We start from the raw sequence: 11,054 nt of genomic DNA on the forward strand, positions 1-11,054 counted from the left end.
ATCCTTTGAATTCTATAAATTTGAAACAGATTGCTGAAAAATAAAATTGCTAGACGTTTTCAAAATCTTTATATATTAATAATTCCTGATAGAACAACTAGTTTTGGTTGTTTTCTTTGGGATGTAATGAGGTGTTGTTAGCTTTCAGTTTGTTGAGTATAAATTAAAAGCACTATGTGGAAAACCGTAAGACTATTCTTTTCTAAAAACTTTACTTTGTAAATATTAAATTTAAAGAAGTAAATACAATTATGAAAAAAATCACATTATTACTAATTGGAGTAACTTTTATTATTTCTTGTGGAAACAATAAAGAGGAACAAATGTTGTACAATTATCAACAGAAAAATGTTAAGGCTTTAAATTTTGACTTAAAAGACCTGGATTTTAAGATTCAAAAAATAGAAAAAATTACTGATATAAGTGCTGCTGATAGTATAAAACTCGTAAAACAAAAGCTTGCAGAATATTGGACAAAAAAACCTGAACAAGCACTTATAGACACTTTGAGTTTTAAATATGTGAAAGATATTATAAATAAGACCATAAGGCAACAAGATACTCTTTATAAATCTTATCAAGAATTAGTATTGTCTGCAATTCGTAGAAATGGATTTTCCGATAAATTAAGGTATAAAAGACAAAGAGATAACGCAATGGAGCAAAAGTTATCAAATGAAAAAATACTAATTAAAATAAAATCTCTTGAAAAATATTACAATCAACTTTCAGAAAACCTAGACTCTATACTTTCGTCAAAATATAAAGCAACTTATTCACAAAACAACCCAATGCTAGGAAATACAAAACAAACTTTTGACAAAATATTTTATACTAATTCTACACAAACTGAATTTGTAATAAGAGAATCAACAAATAATGACTAAAAATTGTTAAATTATTGTTTCATTCAAATTAGTTACATTTATATAACAAAACAACTTTAGTAACAAACAAAAAAAAACCAAATCCAATAATAATAATAATAATAATAATAATTGAACATAGTATATAATATAGTAATACCAATAATTTCAGCTTTAGTCGGAGGTATGTTTTCTGTCTGGGTTTTTAACAAAGGGTTAGCTAGAAAAATAAAAGAAGAAAGGTGTAATAGAATTAAAAATAATTACCAAATCGAAGAGTATTTCTTTTATAATTTAAGGGCTATATTATGCTTCATTGATAGACAGGTCAATGGGATTTCTGAAACATCACAGAACACCAAAAATTGGTATAATAAAAATTTAACATTAGTAACGTTTTCTGAATTAAAAATGACCGAATTAAGAGAATTAGACTTTAAATTATTATTTCAAATTTTAGTAATTGATAGAATAGGTAAATCAGAAAAAAAAGCACATGATTTTATTGATATCAAAAATTGTCTTCACAACATTGAGGACTTTGTTGAAAAGCACAAAAAGGAAAACGAAAAATTTCAGATTGAACTAGAAAAACATTTGGATAATTGGAATAATTCCATACAAAGGCTTATGCAACTTTATAATCATTTTGTATTCCTCAAACCAAACGAGGATGATAAATTAATGCCGATTCTAAAAAAACATATTTTTACGAAACAAACAAAATTAACGAATAAAGGAATTCAACAAAATATGGAGATTTTTTATAAATCATTTATTCTCCCTTTAAAGAAAGATATTTTAGTTTATAAAAACTTGAATGACGAAAGAATACTACCAATTATAGATAATATTATAGAATGTCAAAATAGCTATCAACAAACAAAAAATTTGAGGTATCAAAGACGTAAAAATTTGCTTTTCTCTGGAAGAAGATTAATTAGTGTAAAACATATTTTAAAGAAAAGCTTGGAATCAATAGAAAAAAGAAAAAAAAAACGAATTGACTAAAAAAGCCTGCAATTATTCCTTTTTTTTCTCTTAATTTATGTAACCAACCATTGTAAGTAATAATGAACTGTAGAAAATTATAACGTTTATATAATTTAAATGGCAAAAAAGATAAACACTGAAGAAATAATTAAACGATTTAAGCAGTCTCATGGAGATGAATATGATTATAGCTTAGTTTCATATTCCAAAATGAAAGAGAAAGTTGAAATTGTATGTTCATTACACGGATCTTTTTGGCAAACTCCTGACCATCATATTCGTGGAACAAAATGTCCTGAGTGTAGGTTGAAAGAACAAGGAAAACTAAAAAAAGAAAAAGCAGCAAATAAATTTATCGAAAAATCAATTTCTATTCATGGAAATATTTATGATTATTCTAAAACGGAATATAAGGGCAATAAAATAAAAGTTGAAATTATTTGCCAAAAACACGGAAACTTTAAACAAACACCTAGTAACCATTTGTCAGGTTTTGGATGTTCAAAATGTGGGAGAGAGAGGACTGAATTATCAAGAAAATTACAACCAAAAGAATTTTATAAGAGATGTAAAGAACTTCATAGTAATTTTTATTCATACCCAAAAAATGACTATCAGAATCCTGAATCAAAAATAGATGTCACTTGCCCAAAACATGGTGATTATAAAATTAAGGCAAGAAATCATCTTTGGATTAGTCAAGGCTGCAATGCTTGCTATAAAGAATCTAAAGGAATTAACAGAAGAATACCTTGGTCAGAATTTATTAAAGCAGCAAAAAAATATCATGGTAATATATACAAGTATGACCATAATTCATTTGAAATGTTGTCTGAACCGTTAAGTATATTTTGCAAAAAACATGGATGGTTTGAACAACGAGGACACAAACATATTGCAGGTCAAGGTTGCCCTAAATGTGCAAGACAACTACATCGTGGAAAATGGAACTCGAATTTAATACCTGATGAACTAAAAAATTTGAATTGTAATTTATACTATTTTCGATTGACTGGAAATTCAGAAACTTTTTATAAAATCGGAATTACAAATAATGTGAACAGAAGAAAAAAAACTATTGAACGAGAATCAAATTATTATTATAAAATAGAAGTTGTTCAGATTTTAGAAGGGACATTGTATTCATCTATGCAATTTGAAGAACTACTACATAAAGAATATAAAGAAGATTCTTATATTCCTAAAATAAAATTCCCAGGTTACACCGAATGTTTTTCAATTGATGTTTTATCCTAATTTCAAAAAAAATAAATTATTACATACAACACCATATAAACTTTACTACTGGTTTTAGCCAATTTACAAAAGTCCTCTCGGACTTTCTATCTGTTATTTATTTGCTAACTTTAGTGCTTAATTCACGCAACAAAACATATTCAAACACTTTAGGCACAAGTAACCCACGAATGAAAATTCAGTAAAAAAATGTACCTTTACATTTAGTAAAAAACACTAGAAAGATTCTTGACAATTGAACACAACATATCACGAATAGATTATCTTCTAAAGTTATACAGAATAACTTTGAAAGAGTTATTGGAAAAAATCAGCGAAGGCCTGAAAAACCCAATAACTAAGGATGACTTATACTCTAGTGAAATTAAAATTAGTCATTTAAAGAAAATTGATAAAGTTTTCAATAAAGGTCTTGAGTACTATATTAATCCTCGACCAATTTCAGAAAACAAAGATGCTAGTATTTTTTTTAGAAAAGATAAATTCAATTCTGACTTAAATATTGGAGCTAAGAAAATCGTGAATCAGTTTGAGGATTTAAAAAATTCATTAACTGCAATATCTAAATTATCTGACATACAATTTGAGAGAAAAATTCCAATTTTCTCAATAAAAGATAGTCCTAGAAAAGTAGCTCAGGAAATTAGGAATTTATTATATCCGAACGAGTTTTCGCCAATTTTAAGAGGTTTTTTAAAAGAACTTATATCAAAATTTGCAGAAAACAATATAATGGTATTTGAGTTTATAGAAACTTGGAATAAAAAAGATACTGCAAATATTAATGGCTTTTATCTCAACCCAAATGTGATTGTTTTAAAACGACAACAAAAATCATTTAGAAGAGAAATCTTTACTTTAATTCACGAGTTAGGTCATTATTTACTTAATGAAGAAGAAATTGAAGAAGTTGATGTTAAATCAATATCTCAAAAAGATTTAAGTAAAATAGAAAATTGGTGTAATGAATTTTCTTATTTCTTTTTAGTTGGAAATTATGCAAACACTCTTGAAGGTCTAAATAAAGCAGATTCATCAAATGATTATCATTTTGATTTAATTCAAAGAATTTCAAAAGAAACGAACTTAAGCACATTAGCATTATATACAAGATTGTTGTTTTCTAAAAAGATTTCTTATAAAGGTTATAACAATGTCAAAAATGAACTTGAAGAACTTTATAGAAAGAAAAAAGAGGAAGAAAACAAAAAAAAGGAATTAGATAAAATTTCAGGAATAAAAAAAGGTGGTTCGGTTCCTAAACCTATTAACTCACCACTATTTGTAAACACACTACAAACCGCATTATATGGTGGAGTTATTAATGAATATGACTTTTGTAAAAAACTAAATATTAGACCTGAAAAAATTGATAAATACATCTAATGAGGTTTATAATTGATACAAGCACTTGGGTTTCATTAGTTAGATACTACAAACCTTTTGATAATAATTCTGTAATTTATGATTTTTTCAAACAAAAAATTAGAGACGGAGAATTTATCTTATTATCAGAAGTATCAATAGAATGTTCTTATGTTTCAAAAAAAATCGTTCCAAAAGAATTGGACTTTATAATTGACAAACAATTTATTACAAAAACGGCAAGTTTACTTCCAACTAGGAAATTTTATAACTTATTAGATAATCAGTTTTGTAATCAATTCCAAAAAAGATTATTATCAGAAACAGATATTGAATCTTTAACAAATGATTTTCTCAAATCAGCTGATGCAAAAATAATTCTTAAATCAATAGAAATCTCAAAAACTTTAGATAATCAAATCACAGTTGTAACTGAGGAAACAAGTTCTAATAATGACAATAAATTATTCAAAAAAATCCCTTCGATTTGTAAAGAATTAAATGTTGAATATATTGGATTACCTAAATTAATAGAGTTATTCAATAAAGAAATCAACGTTCAAATTAAAAATACCAGTGCCAACAAAGAACTGAGCTAAAGAAATTCTTTTCTTCTTTAAATTTACGCACTATTATTCTAGGCTCATAATACTATCAATTCGTATTATGAGCTTTTATTTTTTATGTAATTACTATTTATTAAAAAACAACAGTTATAAAACTGAATGAAACGCAAAAAACTCATTGAATAGCAATGATTTTAGTACTATTTTTGCGCCCATGGAAAATCTAAAACAAGTAACAAAGAAATTACAGCGTGGCGTTGCAGAAGCTATTCAGCAATTTACAATGATTGCCGAAGGAGATAAAATTATGGTTTGTCTTTCTGGTGGAAAAGACAGTTACGCTATGTTAAACATGTTATTGTATTTCCAGAAAGTAGCGCCTATTTCTTTTGAAATTGTTGCCGTTAATTTAGATCAAAAACAACCTGGTTTTCCGGTAGAGGTGCTCCCCACCTATTTACAGAATTTAGGTGTAGCTTATAAAATTATAGAAAAGAATACCTATAAAATTGTAATGGACAAAACGCCAGAAGGTAAAACAACCTGTAGTTTATGTTCTCGTTTGCGTAGAGGAACTTTATATGAAGCCGCCAAAGATTTAGGCTGTAATAAATTGGCTTTAGGACACCATAGAAATGATATTATAGAAACCTTTTTCTTAAACTTCTTCTTCTCTGGTAAAATGGAAACCATGCCACCAAAGTTTAAAAACGATGCAGGAGATTTAATTGTATTAAGACCTTTGGCTTTTTGTAAAGAAAGTGACATTGAAGCGTATGCAGACTTTATGGACTTCCCTATTATACCTTGTAACTTGTGTGGTTCTCAAGAAAACTTACAACGTAAAAAAGTAAAACAAATGATTACCGATTGGGAAACCGAATTCCCAAATAGAAATGCCATTATGATGAATGCTTTACAAAACGTATCGCCTTCTCACCTTTTAGATCAAAGTTTGTATGATTTTGATCAATTAGAAAATAAGATACCAGCAACTTCTTTAACCTAAGTAGTATAAAATAAAACTCTTTATTTAATTTATAAAAACATTAGCATTTCATTTTTATCATTCTATATCTAAAAGGTTAATTTAGCTATCTCTTTTTAAAGTTAATTCAACTTTAAAACACAAAGTTATTCATAGTTAAAAAACCAATAAACATGAGCTTAACATCAGACAATGTAATTCCTGGAAATCACGGAAAAGTATTTGAAACAAATGCAAAAGATAGTATCGATTTAGAGAGTATAAAAAACAAATTATTGTCTCTAGATGGTATTAAAGAAGTAAGCTTAAATTCAGAAATATTTCCAATAGAATTTACTGTTTACACCACAAAACTAATTAAAATTAAAGAGATTGAAGATACAGTAAAGACTATTGGTTTTCATGCAATTCCAAAAACTCTTTTTCCATTATAAAAATACTCAAACTGCTGATAATAAACAATAGCATTTAAAAGTAGTTTATTATCAGCAGTAATTTTTCACTCAACACTTTATAACTAAAAGAATCATTAAAGTTTATTTGTTATAAAAACGATTTTAAGAAACACTTAGTTTAAATAGATCTTTCTATAATCACCTTTTTTCACCTCAATCCTTTTCTAGTTTTTTTTTAATTATTTCACCTATAAAATTATAATTTTAAGTTAAAATCAGTAAAATATTTTTCTATTACTAACCGATTGTTTAGTTTTGTCCTGTACTTAGAAATAATGGCTAGAAAGAAAAATTATAACGAGAGCGAAGTAGTAGAAAAAGCAATGAACCTTTTTTGGGCAAATGGCTACGAAAACACTTCTATGCAAATGCTAGAGAAAGAAATGGGCATTAACAAGTTCTCTATCTACGCTAGTTTTGGCAACAAGCATGGTTTATTTATAGAAAGTATTAAATGTTACAAAGGAAAGTTGAATCTTATTTTTGAAAAATTTAAGAAAGCATCCAATGGTGTGGAAGACATTAAACAATTCTTTTATGATTCTGTAAACGCTAAGTTTAAAGAAAGCCATCAAAAAGGATGTTTATTAACCAATACATACAATGAGTTTTCTGAAAGCGAAGATTTATTAATTAAAGAGGATATGACTATTTTTATGAACAACTTAAAAACATTGCTCATTCAAAAATTAGAACAAGACGGCACTAGAGATGCTGAAACAGTACAAAAACAAGCCAATTTTTTACTCTTGGCAAAACATGGTTTGGCTGCTGCAGCTAGAGTAAATACAAAACAAGAAATAGAAGATTATATAGAAATGACTTTTAAAAACATATAGGCATTTTTTTACCCAATATCTAAACGATTGTTTAGTTAAAATTAACATAAATAATAAATTAAAATCAGAAATTATGACAACATTAAAAATTAACAACATAGAAACAGCTCCAGAAGAAAGTAAAGCTTTATTAGAAGGTTCTCAAAAAGCATACGGAATGATTCCTGGATTACATGGAGTTTTATCTACCTCTCCTCAAGCTTTTGAAGCTTACCAAACATTACATGATTTATTTACAAAAACTGCTTTTAATGCAGACGAATTAACGGTAGTTTGGCAAACAATCAACGTAGAGCACGCTTGTCATTATTGTGTACCTGCACATACAGGAATTGCAAAAATGATGAAAGTAGACGATGCTATTATAGAAGCTTTACGTAACGAAACTCCGTTATCAGATGAAAAATTAGAAGCTTTACGTACCTTTACATTAATAATTACACGTAACAGAGGTCATGTGCCTCAAGAAGATTTAAATACATTTTACGCAGCTGGTTATACAGAAAGAAGTGTTTTAGATATTATCTTAGGTTTATCTCAAAAAGTAATTAGTAATTACACAAATCATATTGCAAATACGCCAGTAGATGCTGCTTTTCAACCATTTGCTTGGGAGAAAAAATAATTCATAAAATAACATTATTATAACTACAAATCTTCTGAATAAAACGGAGATTTGTAGTTATTCATATTAAAAAAAATCTCATTATGATTAAAGTATCTGTAATGTACCCAAACAGTAATAATGTACAGTTTGATGTAGATTATTATAAAAATAAGCATTTACCTATGATTGTAAATGCATTGGGCTCTGCCTTAAAAGGTTTAGAGTTAGATTTAGGAATTGCCAGTAGAGTTCCTGGAGAACCGGCTCCTTACGTAGCAATTGCACATTTATTATTTGATGATGTTGCTTCTTTTCAGGCTTCATTTGGTCCGCATGCAAAAGTATTTGCAGACGATGTAAAAAATTATAGTAATGTACAAGGAAATCTTCAAATTAGTGAATTGATAAAATTTTAAAAAAATGAACGAAAAATTAAAAATAGACATCGTTTCTGATGTTGTTTGCCCTTGGTGTACCATTGGATACAAACGTTTAGAAAAAGCGATAACGGAATTAGGCATTCAGGATGAGGTTGAAATTGAATGGCAACCTTTTGAGTTGAACCCCAATATGCCAGTTGAAGGTCAGAATGTAAATGAACATATTACAGAAAAATATGGTTCTACAACCGAGCAACAAAACGAATCGAAGCAAATGATGACCGAAGCTGGTGCAGAATTAGGTTTTAAATTTGACTATTTTGATGAAATGCGCATGGTAAACACCTTTGATGCTCATGTTCTTTTAGAATATGCAAAAGATTTTGGGAAACAAACCGAATTAAAAATGCGCTTAACAGCATCCTTTTTTAGCGAACGTAAAGATGTTTCTAAAAGAGACATTCTAAAAAAAGCATTATTAGATGTCGGTTTAAATGCAGATGAAGGAATGGCTAAATTAGATAATGAAGATGCCAGAAACGAAGTAAGAACAAAACAAAATTATTGGAAAACTTTAGGAGTTAATTCTGTACCAACTATTGTTTTTAATAGAAAAAGTGCAGTAACAGGCGCACAACCCGTAGCTAACTTTAAACAAGTACTATCTGAATTACTAAAAGAACACCAAACTGCTTAGTCGTTTAGGTAATTTCTTTAAAAAATAAAATCCATGGAAGCAAATAAAGGAGAATTAGATGCATTACTAAACGTAAAACGTAAAGAAGGTACCAAAAAATTTACCGAAGAAAAAAATAAGATTTACGCAGATGGTATTACAAGTGTAGCCAATTCTGGTATCCTTAACAATGCCTTAAATGTAGGTGATAAAGCACCAAATTTTACATTAAAAAATGCGTTAAACAAGGAGGTTTCTTTATACAACGAGCTAGAAAATGGTCCAGTAATTTTAACTTGGTATCGAGGCGGATGGTGCCCTTATTGCAACATTACACTACATTATTTACAAGAAAAATTACCCGAATTTACAAAAGCAGGTGCTACACTGATTGCTTTAACTCCAGAGTTACCAGACAACTCATTAGACACTGCGGAAAAAAACAATTTAGAATTCACTGTTTTAAGTGATCTTGATAATGTTATTGGAAAAGAATATGGTGTTGTATTTCAATTAACAGATGAAGTGGCTGATATTTACGAAGTTGGATTCGGTTTAAGTGAAAAAAATGGAAATGATGACAATCAATTGCCTTTAGCAGCAACGTATGTTATCGACAAAAACGGAATTATTCAATATGCTTTTTTAGATGCTGATTATAGACAAAGAGCAGAACCATCAGACATAATCGCTGCATTGGAAAAATTGAAATAAAATTATAAAACCATGACAAACGTAAAACCAAAAGTACTATTCTTTGATGTTAACGAAACGCTTTTAGACCTTTCTCCTGTAAAAAAGCAAATTGGTATCGCTTTAGGCGGTAGAGAAGATTTACTTTCTTTATGGTTTACAACAATGTTGCAGTATTCTTTAGTGGTTTCCGCAAGCGGACAATACAAACCTTTTACCCATATTGGTGCGGCAACGTTACAAATGATTGCCGCAAATAATGATATTACAATTTCAGAAGAAAAAGCACGTAAAATTATTGTAGCAGCAATGCAAAATTTACCTGCGCATCCAGAAGTAAAAGAAGCTTTAACACAATTAAAAAAAGCAGGTTACAAATTAGTTGCGTTTACAAACTCTTCTAACGAAGGATTAAAAAATCAATTTAAAAATGCTGGCTTAACGGATTATTTTGATGACTTACTTAGTGTAGAAGATGCTGGTAAGTTTAAACCATTTACCAATACATACGTTTGGGGAGCTCACAAAATGGGCGTTCAATTAGAGGATTGTATGCTTATTGCAGCACATGGTTGGGATGTTGCGGGTGCTCTTTGGGCAGGTTGGCGCGCTGCTTTTGTAAGTAGACCTGGACAACAACTTTTTCCGTTAGCTCCAGAAACAGAGATTGTAGCAAATGATTTAAAAAAAGTAGCAGAAATTCTAGTGAAATATACTTAAGCCTATATAGTACCTGAGGCTTCTTTTAACCTCAACTATATATTTTATTTCAGCTTAAGAAATGATATAAAAAAACACCCTTTGCTACAAATTAATGTGCAAAGGGTGTTTTGTAATTTATATATTGTACTATACTTTAGTAACAGTAATTTATATAATAGCTACAACTTCAAGATCAAAAACAAGTTCTTTACCAGCTAAAGGATGATTCCCATCAATAACAACGCTCTTATCTTTTACTTCAACAATCATTAAATTCATTTCTTGTCCTTCTGGAGACTTAGAAACCAATCCAATACCAACTTTTGGCTCCATATCTTGTGGAAGGTCAGATTTATTTACTTCTTGAATCAATTGATCATTTACCTCACCATACGCTTCTTCTTTAGCGATAGTAATCGTTTTCTTTTCATTCACTTTCATGTCAATTAAACCTTGCTCAAAACCAGAAATTAACTGTCCTTGTCCTAAAACAAATTCTATTGGCTCTTTTCCTTCAGACGTATCAAAAATTTGTCCGTCAGCTAATTTACCTGTATAATGTACTTTTACTGTATTGTTTTCTTTTACTTGACTCATACTATATTCTTTAATTTTAAAAATAGTTTTTGCATAATTCTTACACTAAAACGATCTTAGTTTGAACTTA

At 28.7% G+C, this 11,054-nt stretch carries 14 protein-coding genes; 13 read left to right on the plus strand and 1 reads right to left on the minus strand.

Annotation, left to right across the window (positions count from 1 at the left end; all coding sequences use genetic code 11):
* Nucleotides 1-251: 251 nt before the first annotated feature.
* The 13 genes from GQR92_RS03140 to GQR92_RS03200 all read left to right on the plus strand — a co-directional run bounded on the left by GQR92_RS03140 (nucleotide 252) and on the right by GQR92_RS03200 (nucleotide 10,405).
* On the plus strand, nucleotides 252-887 hold the full coding sequence (locus GQR92_RS03140) for a hypothetical protein (protein ID WP_158837754.1): 636 nt from the start codon (nucleotides 252-254) through the stop codon (nucleotides 885-887).
* Between the two features lie 111 nt (nucleotides 888-998).
* On the plus strand, nucleotides 999-1,877 hold the full coding sequence (locus GQR92_RS03145) for a hypothetical protein (protein ID WP_158837755.1): 879 nt from the start codon (nucleotides 999-1,001) through the stop codon (nucleotides 1,875-1,877).
* Between the two features lie 99 nt (nucleotides 1,878-1,976).
* Entirely contained in the window at nucleotides 1,977-3,116 is a 1,140-nt protein-coding gene (locus GQR92_RS03150; protein ID WP_158837756.1) for a GIY-YIG nuclease family protein, read from the plus strand.
* Between the two features lie 288 nt (nucleotides 3,117-3,404).
* The gene (locus GQR92_RS03155) at nucleotides 3,405-4,502 is read left to right on the plus strand and encodes an ImmA/IrrE family metallo-endopeptidase (RefSeq protein WP_233269986.1); all 1,098 of its coding nucleotides are present in this window, start codon (nucleotides 3,405-3,407) and stop codon (nucleotides 4,500-4,502) included.
* Complete coding sequence (locus GQR92_RS03160; RefSeq protein WP_158837758.1) at nucleotides 4,502-5,080, plus strand: DUF4411 family protein; 579 nt, start codon at nucleotides 4,502-4,504, stop codon at nucleotides 5,078-5,080. The genes GQR92_RS03155 and GQR92_RS03160 overlap by 1 nt, the downstream gene beginning before the upstream one ends.
* 181 nt (nucleotides 5,081-5,261) lie before the next feature.
* The gene (ttcA, locus tag GQR92_RS03165; protein ID WP_158837759.1) at nucleotides 5,262-6,056 is read left to right on the plus strand and encodes a tRNA 2-thiocytidine(32) synthetase TtcA; all 795 of its coding nucleotides are present in this window, start codon (nucleotides 5,262-5,264) and stop codon (nucleotides 6,054-6,056) included.
* 152 nt (nucleotides 6,057-6,208) lie between these two features.
* Entirely contained in the window at nucleotides 6,209-6,469 is a 261-nt protein-coding gene (locus GQR92_RS03170) for a heavy-metal-associated domain-containing protein (RefSeq protein WP_158837760.1), read from the plus strand.
* A 296-nt stretch (nucleotides 6,470-6,765) separates the two neighbouring features.
* Complete coding sequence (locus GQR92_RS03175) at nucleotides 6,766-7,329, plus strand: TetR/AcrR family transcriptional regulator (protein WP_158837761.1); 564 nt, start codon at nucleotides 6,766-6,768, stop codon at nucleotides 7,327-7,329.
* A 73-nt stretch (nucleotides 7,330-7,402) separates the two neighbouring features.
* Nucleotides 7,403-7,954, plus strand: coding sequence for a carboxymuconolactone decarboxylase family protein (locus GQR92_RS03180; protein WP_158837762.1), 552 nt, complete (start codon nucleotides 7,403-7,405; stop codon nucleotides 7,952-7,954).
* An 83-nt stretch (nucleotides 7,955-8,037) separates the two neighbouring features.
* Nucleotides 8,038-8,352: an EthD family reductase gene (locus GQR92_RS03185; RefSeq protein ID WP_158837763.1), complete on the plus strand. Its 315-nt coding sequence runs from the start codon at nucleotides 8,038-8,040 to the stop codon at nucleotides 8,350-8,352.
* A gap of 4 nt (nucleotides 8,353-8,356) precedes the next feature.
* Nucleotides 8,357-9,013, plus strand: a complete 657-nt coding sequence (locus GQR92_RS03190; protein WP_158837764.1) for a DsbA family oxidoreductase — start codon at nucleotides 8,357-8,359, stop codon at nucleotides 9,011-9,013.
* A gap of 33 nt (nucleotides 9,014-9,046) precedes the next feature.
* Nucleotides 9,047-9,706, plus strand: a complete 660-nt coding sequence (locus GQR92_RS03195; RefSeq protein ID WP_158837765.1) for a peroxiredoxin-like family protein — start codon at nucleotides 9,047-9,049, stop codon at nucleotides 9,704-9,706.
* Between the two features lie 12 nt (nucleotides 9,707-9,718).
* On the plus strand, nucleotides 9,719-10,405 hold the full coding sequence (locus GQR92_RS03200; RefSeq protein ID WP_158837766.1) for a haloacid dehalogenase type II: 687 nt from the start codon (nucleotides 9,719-9,721) through the stop codon (nucleotides 10,403-10,405).
* A 150-nt stretch (nucleotides 10,406-10,555) separates the two neighbouring features.
* Here the strand turns inward: GQR92_RS03200 and GQR92_RS03205 are convergent, their stop codons facing one another.
* Complete coding sequence (locus tag GQR92_RS03205; protein WP_158837767.1) at nucleotides 10,556-10,984, minus strand: FKBP-type peptidyl-prolyl cis-trans isomerase; 429 nt, start codon at nucleotides 10,982-10,984, stop codon at nucleotides 10,556-10,558.
* Nucleotides 10,985-11,054 lie beyond the last annotated feature (70 nt).

Origin of the sequence: Polaribacter sp. L3A8, from assembly GCF_009796785.1 — a bacterium.
Classification (GTDB): Bacteria; Bacteroidota; Bacteroidia; order Flavobacteriales; family Flavobacteriaceae; genus Polaribacter.